The organism is Dermacoccus abyssi (genome assembly GCF_003515945.1).
Classification (GTDB): domain Bacteria; phylum Actinomycetota; class Actinomycetes; order Actinomycetales; family Dermatophilaceae; genus Dermacoccus; species Dermacoccus abyssi.
In genome coordinates, this window is sequence record NZ_QWLM01000012.1 from 1 (window position 1) to 17,441 (window position 17,441).

A 17,441-nucleotide genomic window follows, 5' to 3' on the forward strand; every position below is an offset into this window, starting at 1 on the left:
GGGACCGCTGCACGGATAGGTGACACGGTGGTCACGCGGCCTGAGTGACCGGTGCGGTCATGATGGTCTCGTATTCGACGGGGGTCAATCGGCCGAGGGCGTCTTGCCGTCGGCGTCGGTGGTAGGTCCGCCTCACCCCGACACCGACGCGCCGCCCCAGGTCACACCACCGCTACACCCTCATCTGTGAAGAGCCCCCAAACCCATCCGTCCACGCCGAACACGCCGAACCTTTCGCGGCATCCACAGGAGACACAAGCAAAGAAGTTGTTTCTAAGCTAAAAGAAATTCAGAATGAACTCACAAGCCTCTCGCGGCCAGCACTGGAAACCCTCGCCAAACTCTTTGCAGTATGGCAACTTTCGATCAAAGAAGGCGACACCTTCAATTTCGGCGATAGGACGCCAGAGCTTCCCGCTTCGCGGGTCGAAAATAGAGTAATTGGCGGGAGGAAGGATGCTTTTGAGTCCGCCTTGGATGAACTCAGGGGCCGCGGTCTTGTGGAACTACACCCTGACGAATACGAAGGCGTACTATACTATCGATTCCCGCTATCCGCAGCGCATACATACGGAAGCTTTTGGGCGTCGGCCGCCTTCTTTTTGTACGAAGCGCACGGGATTCTGCTCGACAGCTGGATTCCGGGATTGGACTTTTCCATTTTTGATAGAGATCCCGCGGCCAGCAGGAATGTCCCTTGGCGGGACGCCTAGTTAGGTCGTCGTATCTGTACAGGCCCGGTGCAGCTAGCTGTGATGACCAGGCACGTTGGTCGAGTCAGTGCGACTCGATGATCTGAACGGGTGACAAGCGAAGACCTCCCGGTGTGCAGTGGAGCTGTCTAGGTCCCACACCCACACACCGGGAGGTCTTCATGGCCCACGCTACCCACTCAGGCGCCGCTCTCACAGTCCGCGCCCGCCTACGCCTGGCCCGCCTCATCATCGACGACAACTGGCCTATCGCACGCGCTGCGGAACGCTACGACGTGTCCTGGAAGACCGCCGCGAAATGGGCACGCCGCTACGAAGCTGAAGGCGCCGACGGTCTCCTGGATCGTTCCAGCCGCCCCCACCACCAACCGAACAAGACCCCACCACACGTGGTCCGCAAGGTCGTGCGGACCCGGCAACGTCAACGCCTCGGCCCCATCGAAATCGGCGCGAAACTCGATCTGCCCGCTTCCACGGTGCACGCGGTCCTGACACGCTGCCACCTCAATAGGCTCACCCACATCGACCGCGCCACTGGTGAACGCGTACGCCGCTACGAACACGAACACCCTGGCGACCTCATCCACGTCGATGTGAAGAAACTCGGACGCGTACCCGACGGCGGCGGCCACCGCTACGTCGGACGCGCCCAAGGCGAGTTGAACCGTATCGCCACCGTGAAAGCCGGCCACGCCACCCGTAACAGCACCCACGCACCCCGCCTGGGCATCTGCTACCTGCACACCGTCATCGACGACTACTCCCGTGTTGCCTACGTCGAAGCCCACTCAGATGAGAAGAAAGAGACCGCAGCGGCCGTACTCAGAAACGCGATCGCGTGGTTCGCTGCGCGCGGCGTCAGCGTCCAACGCGTCCTCAGCGACAACGCAACGGCTCGGCGTATGAGAGCCACCACTGGCGTGACACCTGCGCCGAGCTTGGCGTCGTGTACAAGCGCACCCGCCCCTACCGTCCACAGACGAACGGCAAGATAGAACGCTTCCACCGCACCCTGGCCGACGGGTGGGCGTTCGCGAAGTTCTATGACAGCGAAGACGAGCGCCTCGCGGCGCTGGCACCATGGATCCACCAGTACAACCACCACCGGCCCCACTCAGCCATCGGCAGAGTCGCGCCCATCACCCGGTTGGATAACCTGGCTGGACATCACAGCTAGCGATGTCATGTCATAAGCCGTTGCGCCAACCGGCAGGACACTGTCGCGAGCACACTTGTGCATCACGCTCATCACTTGCGGCCAACATGGTCGGTCTAATCCGGCCGGCCCTAGCCGTACCTCAGCCTCCCTTAGCCCATGCCGCGTCAGCCCATCGGGCGGCGGCGCGCTCGCCGCTAGGGTGCGGCAGACTGTGCCTCATGGCCGTCATTCAGACCCCCGAGGAGATCAAGACGATTTTGGCTCGCCTGGAGGGGCAGAGGATCGTCAACCTACAGGTGCTGGGGGTCAATTCGCTGAAGTCATTCTCGCCCCCACTTGATGCGCTGACTGACGATGCGATCGAGGGGTACGCAGTCTCGGATCGCCTCCTCACACTGACAACCACGCGTCATCGTGTGGCTTTTGACCTACAGCGCACAGGGAAGATTGTATGGCTCCCTAGAGCGGAGCCCTACAGCGTGGCTGCTGGCTCCGTCCGCCCGACGGTCCGCCTCTTGCTCGGTGACGGACAAGGTCTCGACCTCACGGAACCGGCCAAGACTAAGCGGATCACGGTGACCGTCTCGGCCCGGACGTGACGCGACCATTCAGGCGTGCTGGCAGTGTGACATTCGCCCATCCGAGGAGCTACTCTGAGCCGACGCACCATGCACTGAGGAGGACCATGAGCCGACACGCTCCCCGAGTCGACGATCTTCTGGTTTCCTCAAATTTCATCCGCGCTGTACGCGAGTCCGGATACCTCAGCATCTCGACTGCCCTCGCCGAACTGGTCGACAACTCCCTCCAGGCGTCGGCCTCCGAAGTGGCGATTTCTATCACCCGCGACGGGGCGGATGCCCTCCCCGAGATCGTGGTCGAGGACAACGGCTGTGGAATGTCGAAGGCCGAGTTGGAACTCTGCCTGCGGTTTGGCGGCTCTTCCCGCTTTGACGCCCGTCAGTCGTTCGGACGCTTCGGCATGGGGCTCCCGGCGGCGAGCCTCAGCCAGGCACGACGCGTCGAAGTGACCGCGTGGCGGGGTGGCGGCTATGAGCGCACAGTCGCTCTGGACGTGGATGCCATCGTGGCGGGGAGCGATCCGACGCCCGTCGCGAGCCGCGGATCACGCGGAACTTCCTCATCAGGCTGCCGCGTGCGCTGGATTCAATGCGACCGGATCGAATACCGGCGTCTGGTCTGGCTGCAGCGTTCACTGCATCGGGAGTTAGGGCGGATGTACCGCCGTTTCATCGCCTCCGGTTTACGCCTGACGATCAACGGAACGCCGGTCGAAGCGGTCGACCCCACCATGCTGACCACCGCGGTCGAGGGAGCATCGGCGCGCCTGGCATTTGAGGAACTCCACTACGAGTTGGAGACGGCCGGCGGAGGAACCGCCATCGTGACGGTTCGTTTCGCCATGCTCCCGGTCGAGCGCTGGCACCAACTCGACAACGTCACCAAGCGTCGGGTTGGCATCGTCGGCAATGGAGGCGTCTCGATTCTTCGCGCCGGAAGAGAGATCGCTAATGGTTGGTACCTGATGGGCGGCAAGCGCAAGGAGAATTACGACGACTGGTGGCGGTGCGAGATCGAGTTCGACCCGAGCCTTGATGAGCACTTCGGCATCACGATCAACAAGCAAGGGATCCGGCCCTCCGCGATGCTTCGCGAGGCGATTGAGTCGGAATTGGAATCCATCGCCCGGATGCTCAATGCCCGCGTCCGTCAGGCCTTCGAGGACGTCAAGTTCCAGGCAGCCGCCGAGGCCTCCTGTCGGATCGCGGCGGCAGCCGACCCGGATCTGCCAGTGATCCCGTCGCCAGGGCGGAGCGGTGCGATCCAGTATCGGTTGTGGTCGGAGGCGCTGCCCATGGAGGCGATGTTCCATTCGGCCTTGTCCGATCGCACTCTCGACCTGACCATGAACGCAGACCACCCGGCCTTCGCCGCGCTGTACCAGCCGCTCCAGGCCATTGAGGGTGAGGCGGCAGCCGAACTCCGCACCTCGCTCGAGCTATTCCTGCTGTCGTTCGCCCGCATTGCGGTCCAATTGGAGCGGGCCGGACAGCCGCTCGACGAACTCGTCCACGCATGGAGCAGTACGTACGGACGGATGCTGCAGAAGTCATGACTGACGACGCGAAAGGCGTTCCCCTGACCCTGCCCGCCGGTGCCACCCCAGCGGAACGCCGCGGCTTCACCAGCCTGTGCACCCTGCTGGCTCGTGCGCAGTTTGCTCCCGATACGCCGTTCGACCACGCGTTCTGGTTCACGGCTGCGGGACTGAAGGACCTCTATAACAAGCCGACGCTGGCCGCTGCTGCCCACACGGTCATCGACCTCGTCGACCAGGGTTGGACGGTTCAGGTCGATAAGTACGGTCCGCTGCTCAGCCCGCCCGATACGCATGCGGATCGGGATACGGAGAAGGCTCGCATCCGCCGTCAAGAACACCTGCGTCGCGACGCCCAGCTGCGGCAACCGAGCGTGCGGCGCTTCGTGAGCAGCATGGAGCGCAGCCATCAGCACGACGGCAAGCTGGTGTCGGTCTTCAACCTGATGCGCGACGGCCGGGAGCTAGCCGAGGCGCTCGCTGAGCACACTGAGGCAACCGACGCCATCCAGCCGTATGTACAAGTCGTAGACAGTGCCAGCATCTGCGAGCTGACCGGTTTCAAGCTGCACGACATCTGGCGGTACTTCCGCCACACGTGGTCGAACGCCTACTCGACGGTGCCCGGCCGCTCCATGCCAATCCTGATCCGGGATGCCGCTACCGAGCACCACGCCGTGATCGGGCTTGCCGCCATCTCTAGCCCGGTGGTCCAGATCGCCGAGCGCGACAACTGGATGGGGTGGGACACCAAGCAGTTCGTTAGTGCGATCGCGGTGGAGCCGACGGCCGCAGTCGCCCGGTGGCTGGCTCGCCGTATCGAGGCACAGCGCGACGAGATCTACGTTGACGACCTCCTGCGCGACGGCGTCCTGCAACCACGCGACCTGAAGGAGCCCGCGTCTGACGTCGTCGCTCGCCTGAAGGCGGATGCAGAGCGGCACCGCGCGAAGCACCACCGTGCGGGCGTGATCCGTGAGGTCCGCAACATCGAGACCGATGCATGGGTGGAGCGAGCTGAGACCCATCTGTTCCGGTCGAAGCGATCGGCGCTTCTCGCCGAGACGCTCGAGATCCAGTCACTAGTTGGCAGTTACCTCGGCACGACGGCCACCGTGGATGGACTCAAGAGGGCGCTGGATGACCCCAAGGCCAGGACGCAGATCGGGCGACTGGTTAGGCGGGCCCGTGGCGAGCGCGTAGGCACGGTTATCGCAGACCTAACGGTCTGCGGTGCCGTCGCACCGTATAACGCGCTGGCGGCAGGCAAGCTCGTCGGCGCCATGGCCACCTCTCCTACGGTGCTGTCTGCCTACCGGACGAAGTACGCGCGCCCCAGCGAGATCGCCTCGGCGATGGCGGGCCGCCCGATCACGCGTGAGGCCCGTTTGTCCTTCATTGGGACGACGTCGCTGTACGGAACAGGCTCCAGCCAGTACAACCGGCTGTTCTGGCCCGCCACTGCGATGGGGGGTGACGACGGTCAGCGGATGGGCTTCCACGAACTCGGCCGATCTCGCTCATTCGGAACGTCGCACTTCTCGGACGTGACTGTCGATGCACTGGTGCGACTGTCGCAACAAACCGGCGGCATGGTGCGGGTCAACAGCTTGTTCGGCGAAGGCGTAAGTCCTCGGCTGCGAAAGGTGCGGCTGGGTCTTGCAGCGCTGGGCTGGCCGACGAATGAGCTTCTCAGGCATGGCCGCGAACGAATCCTCTACGGCGTACCACTCGTTGCGAACGTCCGGGACTACTCGCTCGGCATCGACAGCGAGCCTGACTACCTGCTCGATCCGGAGTCTCAGGATCAAGGTCAAGGGGTCGCACGTTGGTGGCTGGAGCGATGGGCGCTGAAACGGGCCGGCCAGGAGCATGTGCGCGAGGCGATGCGTGGGCACCGGCTTGTTCGGCCGATCCGCCACGGTGCGCGTGTACCACTGCCGAGCGACGACGATGGCCCGTCTGGCTTCTCGACACAGGCAGCGGGTGGCTCGCGGGCGTAGTTACGACGACACCGCGTACCACTCCGACGTGCTGACCATCGCGATGACGAGACGCGTGTCCTTGTCGGGGTCGATCGTTCGCCTGACCCCGAGGAGGCGCACCTTGTCGCCCTGAGGGAACGGCACGTGGCTCTCCACAGTCCGGACAAGGACCTGTGTCGCGTCGTCGGTCTCGAGGAACCAGCTACGACTTCCTTGGGGACGAAGGACTCGCCCTTCGAAGTCAAACCATTCCTCGGTGGTCGCCTCGGACACGTTGGGCGGGATGCTCAGCCAGTAGCTGTCGCACAGGTGTTTGACCTGGCAGAACTGACAACCCTCGACGCTAGGCGTCGCCGACGGAGCGGTGGCCGCGGTGACTTCGTCGGCAGCCGCAATGCGTTCCACCATTCCGGCCTGGAGGGCATTGAGCGCGGCCGAGTCCGGTGGCTCGACTGAGAGTGTGTGAGATGGGTATGCAAGTTCGAGCTTCGTCGCTGGGCGAGAGTAGGGATTGGTCTGCTCGTCCAACTGCCACAGCAATGCGTAGAGGCGTACCTGATCGGCATGGCCATGGTCCTCGTCCCCTGTCTTGAAGTCGACCACGGCGACGTCTTTGTCATCGACGACGAGCAGATCGATTCGTCCCGTCAGACGCAGTTCTTCGGCGCACACTTCTCGCTCCGAATGGGTTCCTGACGTCACCGGGAGCCGCTTGTGGGATTGTTCCGACGACTCACCACCGGCTGACGTCCTCCCGGTAGGTAGCGCTCGCCGGCCGAGGAATGTCTTCACCTGATCCGCGGCCTGCGGTGCGCGGCGAATCAACTCTTCCCGCAGGCGATCGATCCGCTCACGACTGACGCGGGGGTTGTCATCGAACTGAGCCAACTGATGATCGATCTCTTTGAGAACGATGCCGCGCCAGCCACCCTGCTCACCCAGGACGCCGATCACGGCGCTCGGGCTGGCAAATTTGATGCCCGCGTCAGCGAGCGCCTCAGCGAGACGTTCGACGACGCCATGCACGACGTTGCCGAAGACACCGGCCGCAGCGGGCTGCTGTGGGTATCCGCGACGATCCCAGACATCTGGGTATGTGGCGCGCGACAGCATCCAACGACGAGGACACGCCTCCATCTCCTTTAGCGATGAATAACTCCACAACGCAGGCGTCACCGGCCAATAGCCCCAGATTCCGGGGACTTCCGTGTCGAACCGAGCGGCCAGAGCGTTCACCGGACGAACTCCAGCACCTCACGCGACGCACTCGGAAGGCTGCGAGCAATCACCAGATCGTCGATGAGCCTGACTCGCTCGAAGGTCTCCTGATTCACACGGTGGAGTTCGAGAGACGGAGCAACGTCGGGCGTCAGTGGGTTGTGGATACCGATGAGCGCTCGATCGCCGTTCGCCTTGTTGGCCAGGATCGGCACGAGGACTTCTCCGATGCCCTCGACAGGGACCGTCGCGTTGCGTTCGAAGGTCACGTCCTCGATGCCCGAACGGACGAGGTCCTCGAATAGACGATCGGCCGATCGACCGAGGCGTTGTTGCGACAGCATCGGCAGCGTCCCGTCGAGCAGGTAGCGCAGCAAACTCGCTCCGACGTGTCGATCAAGCTGCGTGTGCTCGAAGCGGTTGCGAAAGCTCCGCAGACAGCGGTAGCAGGACTCTTCGCAGTCGGCCGGACACTTCTCAAGGCGCTCCAGCGCGGCCTTGAAGATGTCCACGCCGAGCCTGCTGATCTGCTCGGTGAAGCCAGCGCCACCAGCCAGCGTGTCGTAGAGATAGATCTCTGCTTCGCGCCCATGTCCCCCAAGGGGAGTCAGCGCGGGCCGGAACTCTGCCTGGAGTTCGCTCGCCTCAATCTCAAGCATCTCGGTGGCGGCAATGGTCAGTGCTTCCGCCACAGTGCGGAGAGCGACCTGCGAGGACAGATACGAGGGCCGTAGCGTCACTGGGTCGGCAACGGCGAGTCGAATGAGGAGGACGTCCGAGATGAAGTCAGTGCCGAGCACCAAGCCACGTGTGGCCCGCCCGCCAGGGCACATGGCGTCCTTTGGATCAGTCGGGAACGGCTTGGCATGGGTTCCGGCGAGCAGCGGCGTCGGCATTGCTGTCGGCTCGATGAGACCGCACCAGGTGCAGAACGTGTAGCCCTCGTTGCGTGGACCCGTGTTGGAGACGAGAAGTGTCTGACGGTCAAAGTTCTGCTGTACGCGGTCCGTGATGGAATGCCACAGATTCTCGTCGCCAGGACCGTGTGCGATGAGCTTGGCCCGGGTCGCGTAGGAGATGGCTGGGGCATCGTCGGGGCTGGTGCCCGGCGGCTCCGTCACGGCATGCGCAAAGCCCGGCGGGCGTAGCCAGTTCATGCCGGGGCCGAATCGCTCGCCCTTACAGGCCGGACAGCAGACGGTGTGTCCGCGGTCGGCCTGCTCCCACGGAATATGGGTGGCGTGGTGGCAGTCCTGGCATTCGAAGTACATGAGGCGGTCACGCCAGGCATCGGCGAGTTCGCCACGCATCGGGGAGTAGAGCGCAGTCGATGTCCACTCGCGCTTGTCGACCCAGACGACCTTGCCCGGCGCGTACTGGCTCAACGCAACGCTCAGCCCTTGACTGGGTGCGTACTGGAAGACCGGACGGAACGGCGTTGATCGGTCGTCATCGAAGATATGGAAACTGACGACATCCGTTGGGAAGGCATAGCGCGGCAGCACGCCCTTGTAGAGCAGCCGGTCGAGCAGTTTGGTGCGTGCTCGCTGCGAGTCGAGGTCCTCGCCGCCATCCTCAGCCGGGTTGTCCGACTCCACGGTGGTATCTCCGTCTGTGACGGCCCGCTCGTCGTCCTCGTCGGCGATGTCACCCGGGCTCGACTCCGGTTGCGTCTCGCCCTCCTCGTCATCAGCGGTTCCGGCAGCCCCCGTGCCGGTTGTGAGGTCCAGCGCTTCGTCAATATCGCTGAGTGTTGTCTTGATCAGACCGTCAAGAAGGCCATTACGCTGGTTGCCACCGATTTCCTCGGGCAGCCAATCGTCGACCTCAGCCCGGAGCTTCGACTCATTGGACGCGAGCCACATCTCGAAGTCGGTTCGGTTCAGAGTCGCGGTGTCGGATAGGAAGTCAGTGACCGATCCGAGCACCTCGAACAGGTTGGCTGGCATGGTCTCGGGATCGAAGGTCTGGACTCGGTCCTGGTGATACCGCTGGAGCAGGAACGCCGTGACGTGACGCTTGGCGATGTCGATGTTGCCCATGGTCAGGATCGGGTCAGTGACGTCGCCGCTGATCATGTCCTGTGGCTCGCGGAAGTAGTGATCGTCGTGCGTGTCCGCGCTACCAAACGCCACAACCGTGGCGACGGCATTGCCGCGGCGTCCGGCACGTCCCGCCCGCTGCTGGTAGTTGGCGCGGGAGGGCGGCATGTTGCGTAGCGCGACGCCGCTCAGGCTGCCGATGTCGATTCCGACCTCCATCGTGGTGGTGCACGACAGCAGGTCAATCGCCACATCTTGCTGTTCGTCCCGTGCAGGCACAGCGATGTTCACGTCCTGGAACAGCAACTCGTACATCTCCGCTTTTGAAAAGATGTCGTCCGTCTGCGACGAGTTGAGCTGAGCGGTGTGCTCCGCTGCCACGATGCTCATTACCTCGCCTGCCGGTGTCGCTAGTGCCCGCATCGAACTCGCGCGGTAGTAGCCCTTCCGTGCGGTGAAGACCGCGTCCTCGGCGGGCTTGAGGTTCCGAACCTTGTCGGCGCCGCAGGAGATGCACGTTGACCTGCCTGGGAACGGGCGTTGCGTAAAGCGGCACTTGTCGCAATAGCCCCATTCCCCATCCAGTTCGAGCGCAACGTTTTGCGCCTGGAGTTGGTACTTGTCGCCCACCTTCTTGCAGAACTTGGCCTGTAGGACCGGCAGCCACTCGGTCTCGAAGGTCTTGCGGGCTTCCTTGGTCCCGAGCCACCTAGTCAGCTTCGTGAATTTGCCTGTCGCACTCTGAACCTTGGTTCCCTTCCACTCCGCACTCATCGCGGAGAACCAGATTCCCTGGCGGATCCAAAGCGAGAGCCACAGACGAACGAGCGCCAGCTTCTCCTCGGGAGTGACGGCCACACCAGGAATGTCGATCAGTTCGTCGAGGAACTCGTCGCGAAGGTTGCCGCGTTCGCGGAGCGAGGCCAGACCAAGCGCCGAGAAGTTGTAGTAGCGGCTGGTAAGGGTTGGTACGAGGCTTCGAAGGAGCGATTGCGGCGGATCATTCGGCACGGAGTACAACTGGATGAACTGGGCCGGATCGGTGAGCGCGCCCTTGTCGATGGACTTCGACACCTGCGCAAACGCCGTGAAGTCCTCGGTGCCGGTCAGTTCGGGGCGGAGTCGAACGCCGAGCAGTTTGGCGCCGACCATGGCGGCTAGATAGAGGTTCTCCAGACTCAGCGCCGGCGCGACCATCTGCTGCTTCGAGAGTTCAGCCCACCCCTTCAGCACGATCGGCCGGATCGCGTCCTGGAGCGAGTAGTTCTGCAGGTTCGGGGCAAGGCGGGCCGCGACCTGACGCGAGTCAGAGAACGCCAGCACCTTGCGTCCACGGAGGGGCGCGAAGCCATCGGCTGCCTGCGGGCCGGGCGGCTGCACCTCGATCTGTCGACTGACGAGCGCCTGAAACGGCTGATCGCCCTTCGTCTGGTGATCCTGAACGCTGGTTCGACCGAAGTTGGCTTTGTCGCCGCAAACCCCACACGGAATGAACTCGCCCGTGATTTTCGACTTCTCTGAGTCGTCATCGTCACCGATTGTCTGTTCACCGTGTCTCGGATACCGCAGCCAGACCTGTCGCCAGCGCTCTCCGAGGCCGTGGGGATTGAGTCGGCCGGTGATGAGGTCAAGTTCCTGCAACTGCGCGTAGTCAATGTCATCGGACGGAGGCTCAAGCAGCAGATCGATCGGCAGCAGTTCGGCGACCGGCCCAGATGCGGCGTTGAAGGCGCGGCCCGGTTCCTGCCAGAGGAAGGTCGGATTCTCCAGATCGTCGGTGTAGGCACGCGCATACGCGGCGCCGCATTGGCGGCAGGTGTAGAGCTCGAATACCCGAGCCCCGCAGTCGCAGGTCTGTTGCGGTTGTCCGTACATGGCACCAGTCGGGCCCTTCGGGATCCCGCCGCGATCAACGGTGCAGTTCTCGTCGAGGCAGGCCCAGAGGCCAGGGAGGCCACGGAAGAAGGCGTGTACACGGCACGGCAGGAGGCCCGCCTCGTCGTCGCTCAGTCGCGCGGCGCTCCCCAAGGAGATCAACGTCGAGACTGCCTGCTCTGCAATCGACTGTTCGGCGTCGGGAAAGACCAGCGCACCCAGATCGCTGACCGGCAACGCCTTCTTCATCGTCTCGTTGACCAGGCGCGCGAGTGGTGGAAACGCACGGAGCGCCTCATAGAGCGTTGCACTCGCAGTGGCGCCATCGTCGGGAACTGCGTCGAGGTAGTCGAGCAACTCGGCTAGGGCTGCGAGTCGAGTCGAGTCATCTTCGGCCGCGTAATACGAGTCCATGGGCACTGCGGCGAGTACCTCCGCATCGGAAGTCGACCCGGGGGCATCGGGCTTCCTCAGGTCGAGGTCACCCGTGACGGCTTCGGCGAAGTCGCTCACTTGCTTGCCGGTCAGCGCGGCCGCAAACTCGCGGGCGTAGTCCTTGCTTGAGAAGCTGGCGCTCGTCGCAATGACCTGCACACGATCGGCAGGGATGCCGAGTCGGGCACGAAGTCGCCGCATGAGGAGCGCGACCTCCGCCCCAGCCGCGCCGCGGTAGAGGTGCGCCTCGTCGATGATGAGGAGGAACTTCTCCTCCGGGTTGTCCTGGAGCCACTGACGGGTGGCATCAAAGATCGGCCGTTCGAGCGGCCGCATCAGCATGTACTCCAACATCGAGTAGTTGGTGATCAGGACGTCGGGCGGCCAGTTGAGAACCTCGTCGCGAGTCAGCAACTCGGCATCCTCCGGCCGCATCACCGCTCGGCGCGGCTTCTTGGTCTTGCGGTCGAACCACTCGCCCGAGCCGTACCACGCAGCGAGGTCTGGTTTCGCGGGCCACTTCCCCCGAGACCTCAGCTCCTTGATCAGTTGCTTCGATCGCTCTTGGCGAGGTGAGCCGTCCTTGGCCGCCTCCTCCAGCAGGGTGATGTAGTAACGCTTGATCGAGTTGAGTCGAAGTCCGTCCTTCTTGGCGGTTCGGACGCCGGGGTACAGCGTGCGGCTGGTATAGCGCGCGAAGCGGGCAGGTCGGTCTGCCCAGGCCGTGAACTGCGAGGTCACTCGGTCGTCGCCCAGCAGCAGACGCAGGCGGCCAAGCTGATCGTTGACGAGCGCGTTCATCGGGTACAGCACGAGTGCACGCACCGCTGGGGCGGCGAAGGAATCGGGTCGGTTCGCCGCCTCTTGAGCGAGCTTGGCCAGCATCGGCAATAGGAAAGACTCGGTCTTTCCCGAGCCGGTACCGGTCATGACGACCAGGCTCTTGCCGTCACGTGCTATTCCCTCTAGCGCGGTCGCCTGGTGGGTATACGGCGGGTCAAAGACGAGCGGCTTCTGACCGCCGTCCTTCGACGTCAACGTGGCGAACAACTGGTGCACAGCGGGATCGAGGTCGAGGTCGGCGAACCGCTTGCCGGGTGTGTAGCGTGGCGTGCTCTCCAGGAACGGCGACTGATACGTGTTGCCAGGTTGGTCAAGCAGCAACTGGCGCTGCCGGATCAGGGAGGGGTGACCGATGTGGTAAGTCGCCTCGATGTACTCGCGAAGAGCCTGGCGAATCTCACTGATCGTCTCGGCGATCGTCAGAGCACGCGTCGTCATGTCACTGATCTTCCTTGATTGAGGTCATCCAGAGGGAGTTGGAGAGAAACTGCTCGGCATCGTCTATCGCGCCGGCAGGCAGGCAGTAGGTGAAGAGCGACTTCGGCCCCTTCGGCGCCGACCATCCACTGATTGCCAAGTAGCGCTCGGCCCACGTAGGCAACGGCGCGAAGAAGTCCAAAAACGTGCCGCCAGTTGGCGACCCGTCGCGGCGACGTCGAAAGGTCTGCGGAGTGCCGCGCTCCGCATCGAGCGCGGCCTGAATGCGCCGAGCCTCGTCCCAGCCCGGCGCGATGCTTGAGTTCACCGGAAGGTCCAGCACTGATTGCGGCACACCCCCCGCCATCTCGATGGCGCACCAGATTGGCGCGCCGTAGGCCTGTGGACGGCGCCCGGTGAAGATGCCCGTGTGCTCCTCGGCCGGCTCGTTCCATCGGCCCTTGTAGAAGTGCATCGGCCGTGAGGGGTCGATGATCGTCAGTCCGGTGACGACACCCGGGGCTCGCTCAGCGGCAAATTGCTTGCGCAGGTGATCGAGCACCTGCGCGGCAGGCTCGATTCGCGGTGCCTTGGTCCACTGCTCCTTCGAGATTCGGTGCAGTCCGGCCGCGATAAGCGTCTCTTGGCCCGTTGTCGGGTCTAACAGGACGGACCGTGTGTGCCCATCGTGGATGACCTCGACATCCTCGGCAACTTGGTCGACGAGCGCAATATTTCGTGGCCGGACCCCGAGCAGCATGTATTCGCCGGGCTGCTTCTCAACGAAGGATGGTGGGCCGAGGAACAGGAGACGAGTTCGTTCGCCCGGCTGGCGGAGTTCCAGCAGATCGCCGGACATCAAGAGGGCATCAAGCGCCTCGACGACTGTGTCACGGTCGAGATCCTCGGCCAGTGGTGCGAGTGCATTCATGACGGTATCGACGATCTGACGAGGCGAAGCCGGACAGAGAAACGACGCGGTTCGTCGCAGTGAGGCGCACAGTGCCTCAGTCGAGAGAAGGTCGATCACCTCGTGATCCAGGCCGAGGATGGCCACCGCGCGGGCGGCGACCTCAGCCCGTTCGATCCGTTGGACGGTCATCCCACGCCTCCCGCTACTTCATCGATCGTTCCCAGCACCGCAAAGCGAGCAGATCGCACAAGCACTGGATCGGTGAGAACACAGCGCAGGTAGTGATTCAGCTCGTCCTCGTCCCAGTCGGCAAGCTCGCCAGGGGAACTAGCGAGTTGCAGCAGGAATCGAGCGCCCTTGCGGGTGTCCTTCATGCCGCTCGACGTCGCCAGGTCGGAGATCGCTGCGGTGAATCCCACGATCAGCGCCTCCGGAGTGTTCCACTCCCATAGGCGCGAGGCGATCGCTTGCGCCGTCGCCCGCTGCGGCGTCGTATCACCCACCAGCTTCTGGGCGCGATTCAGATCGACGTCCTCCGGTGCAAGGTCCGCGATCTGGTGCTCAAAGTGCGCCCACCGCCCGGGAGCCAGCATCACTGCCATCGCCGTGGTGAGCGTCTGAAGCACCCGCACCCGGTCTCGCACACCAAAGGGGTGGGCAGGCAGCTCGGCGGCACTCCAGCGGCGGTGGTGGTGGATGAGCGTGCAAACCTCGTCCAGTGACTTGGGGCGCGCAGGTAAGGACGGTGTTGTCGGCCCGATCCGAAGCAACTCGTTGGGGTCAGGCGGGATGATCTGTCCCGCAACCTGGTCACCGCTGGAAGCCCACAGCAGGCCGCCTCGGGGTGGGCCAATGAACTCCTGTTCTGGAGCGTGAGTTGTCGCACTGAGCGGACGATCCATCGGGTAGAAGTCAACCGAGACCGACTCGCCGTCGGTTCGGTCGATGAGGCGTGCCCGATAGCCGCTCTGGTGGTCCTTGTTGAGTACCCACCGAAGGCCGCGGAAGCCGCGTTCGCAGGCGATGCGGGCGAACCCGACCCCCGCCCGGCTGATCGTCACGTCGGCCACGTCGGCTTCGTCGTAGTGTCGCGCCAACTCGTTGCTCTCCCGAAGCTTCGAGAACACCCGGCGCCAGTCTTCTCCCGATACCGGCAACTCCAAAGTTCGCTTGAGCGTGTCGCCCAGCGGCTTCGCGTCCCCGTCTTGCAGCGTGATGAGCAGATCGGCTCGCGTCGCCTCGGGGCCGTCCACCTCGATAACGGCATGGCCGTCCCACAACTCCGGCAATGTCGGCTGTGCGGGGGAGGTTCGGACGCGGATGCCCTCGCCCGCCGAGAGACCTTCGGCCGGAGCTTGGGGGTCGACGATCGATACCGTGAGCGTCCCGCTGACCTGGCGCGCGTCGTGCTCGGGGTCGCCCAGTGACACCACAACCTCATGGGTGCCGGTTGCCAGCCCGTCGAGCGACAGGAACAGGTCGGTCTCACCGGACGGCCATTCAACGTAGTACGGGTCGCCATTGATCGTCAGGCGACAGTTCTGCGGCGAGTGTTCGGCGTGGATCATAACGAGGATCGGCTCACCGGCGAGCCACTCGGCCGCGCCCTCGCCGTCCCAACTGCTGGCTGCCACTCCCGCCGGCTGAATCGATAGATCCGACACAATCGAAAGTCCGGCCGCGACGAGCGCCCTTGACTCTTCCTCAGAGATTGCCTTTGGCACGTCCAGTGAGTACATGGTCGTGCCATTGACGGCAGGCTCGACAGGCTCGCACCACGCGACCTCCGGCGGATCCAGGTCCGGTGCTCCGAGGATGACGTACCGGCCGCCCGGGCGGACGAATTTGCCCTTGATCTCCGGCGCCGGCTGTCCCTGTTTGCGCCGGAAGACCCACCACGGGCCGCGCGTCATTCGGCACTGGTCTGCAATCAGGAGGTTCACTTCTTGCGGCGCGCCTGCCAACTGAAGGAACGGGTCCCGGGGCGACGGCCAGGTGGACAATTCGATGGGTGCGAGTGCATAGAGGAGGGCTCCGCTCCGGATGATGTCCTTTGACCCGGCCACGGAGGCTCGTGCGCGACGCATCTCGTCGTAGACGACATGCAGACGATGTTGCAGCGGCTTCAGGTCTGGGATGACCGCGTAGGCGTGCCAAACGCCGTCCAACTCCCTGAGTTGCAGCTTCGGGTCCGTCAGGGCAGGCGGACGTCGTTCGACCTTTCCTGTCCCTGCGTCACCGCCGCCTGACGCCGCCTTGAAGTTGCGAGTCCGGACCGTGCTGGCGCAGCGCCGCGCATCGTGCAGCCACCGCCGTGACTGGCGCTCGCTATTGAGGCTGTCGACGAGACGGTCAAGCGTTGACGACTCGATGTAAGGCGAGGGCGTGTCCTCGCCTGAGAGGAGGAGGGCGACCGCCACGTGGCCAAGCAGGGCGGTGTTCTGACAAAACTTCTCTAGCCGTTCGCCGTAGTAGCGCGACCAGGAGTGGAGCCGGATGCCCAGCGCTTGGGGATCGTCCAGCAGGCTCGGCCACGCCGTCCGATAGTCGAACAGCATCCGAGCCAGTTGCACTTGCAGGTAGCGAGGCAAAACGGCGTGGGTGATCGGCCAGGCGATCTTCCGGAACGTGGTCGCCCAGGCGCCACGGGGGATCGCGCCGCCGTACTCGCTGGAGAACTTGTTGAACCATGCGCGAACGCAGTCGCGCTCGTACTCGCTGTCGATCCAACCCGGCGTCGCCTTCGCATAGATCGGCCAGAACTCGATGCCATCGTAGATGTAGCCAACCTCAGCGGCGTGGACGACGAGCGGCAACCACCAGCGACTCGAAGCTCGGGTAATGATGCGCTCGGTATGCGCCGCCACGACGGCATCGTGGAGGAGCTTGCGGTCGTCCCCATCCAGTCCGTGTTCGAGCGCGAAGACCGGCGCCGGCGTGCCGAGTTGCTGGCGTCGCTCATGAATCGCGCGGAAGTGCGCATCGAGCAGACCGTGGAAGAACTCCAAGGTTTCGGCGGTGCTGCCCTTCCGGACTTCAACCATCCCGGAGCACCCCCTTTCTCACTCGACCCAGGCTGCGTGCATCAGTCTGGTGGATGGGACCGATAGTTTCAGGGGATACGGGATCAGATGTGTGGGAAGCGCAAAGTCCAACCCGGCATTGGCTACAGCGTCGGATAGATGACCGGCGATCGGCCTGCCAGAAGAATGGGAGTGCTGCAGCCCCCTCAAACATCGAGTCATGCGTCGCCACCGGATCAATGATCGTGCGCTGCGGCTTTGCCTCGCTCGTCATATGGACCCCCTTTCCCTTCTCGAATGACGCTAGACGGCGGTGGTGACAACCGCCTTCAGGGTTGGCCCTGGCCGTACGCGTTGGGCCGCGACTGCGCGTCACGTTCGGAGGACCAGCGCGCGGCCTGTGGCAGGTATTTGGGCGCGGCGCGTGGGTGGCGTTGTGGCCTGTTTTCGCGGTCAAGGTAGGTCGCTTGCGCGCTCCATCAGGCGTAACCACTCGTCCACTTCCAGGCGACCCCCTCGAACCGCTGAAAGCGCTTTCAGCGCGTCCTGACGGGTCCCGTTCGTCCCCGAAGTCGCTCACAACGCGCGACAGACCCTCCACGGAACGAGCCAACTCATGAGGCAACAGCATCCGCTCAATCTCCATTTCCATCGGGTGAGGCCGCACGAGCACCGCGCGTCCCTACCCCACGGCAGCAT

At 63.8% G+C, this 17,441-nt stretch carries 7 protein-coding genes and 1 pseudogene; 4 read left to right on the forward strand and 4 right to left on the reverse strand.

Annotated features, from left to right (window positions below):
• Positions 1 to 874 precede the first annotated feature (874 nt).
• The 4 genes and pseudogenes from D1832_RS10430 to D1832_RS10445 all read left to right on the forward strand — a co-directional run bounded on the left by D1832_RS10430 (position 875) and on the right by D1832_RS10445 (position 5,994).
• Positions 875 to 1,890: pseudogene (locus tag D1832_RS10430) on the forward strand (IS481 family transposase).
• 200 nt (positions 1,891 to 2,090) lie between these two features.
• Entirely contained in the window at positions 2,091 to 2,471 is a 381-nt protein-coding gene (locus D1832_RS10435) for a hypothetical protein (protein WP_118913876.1), read from the forward strand.
• A gap of 86 nt (positions 2,472 to 2,557) precedes the next feature.
• A complete protein-coding gene (locus D1832_RS10440; protein ID WP_118913878.1) occupies positions 2,558 to 4,009 on the forward strand; it encodes an ATP-binding protein in 1,452 nt (483 codons plus the stop codon).
• On the forward strand, positions 4,006 to 5,994 hold the full coding sequence (locus D1832_RS10445; RefSeq protein WP_118913995.1) for a Druantia anti-phage system protein DruA: 1,989 nt from the start codon (positions 4,006 to 4,008) through the stop codon (positions 5,992 to 5,994). The genes D1832_RS10440 and D1832_RS10445 overlap by 4 nt, the downstream gene beginning before the upstream one ends.
• On the opposite strand, the gene D1832_RS10450 is transcribed toward D1832_RS10445, so the two are convergent.
• Genes D1832_RS10450 through D1832_RS10465 form a run of 4 tightly spaced genes read right to left on the reverse strand, consistent with a single transcriptional unit; the run spans position 5,995 to position 16,763 of the window.
• A complete protein-coding gene (locus D1832_RS10450; protein WP_147362677.1) occupies positions 5,995 to 7,212 on the reverse strand; it encodes a PD-(D/E)XK nuclease family protein in 1,218 nt (405 codons plus the stop codon). It abuts the gene before it with no gap.
• A complete protein-coding gene (locus D1832_RS10455; RefSeq protein WP_118913882.1) occupies positions 7,209 to 12,827 on the reverse strand; it encodes a DEAD/DEAH box helicase in 5,619 nt (1,872 codons plus the stop codon). Before D1832_RS10455 ends, D1832_RS10450 begins: the two co-directional genes overlap by 4 nt.
• A gap of 1 nt (position 12,828) precedes the next feature.
• Entirely contained in the window at positions 12,829 to 13,908 is a 1,080-nt protein-coding gene (locus D1832_RS10460) for a hypothetical protein (protein ID WP_118913884.1), read from the reverse strand.
• Positions 13,905 to 16,763, reverse strand: coding sequence for a hypothetical protein (locus D1832_RS10465; RefSeq protein ID WP_118913886.1), 2,859 nt, complete (start codon positions 16,761 to 16,763; stop codon positions 13,905 to 13,907). Before D1832_RS10465 ends, D1832_RS10460 begins: the two co-directional genes overlap by 4 nt.
• Positions 16,764 to 17,441: the final 678 nt, after the last annotated feature.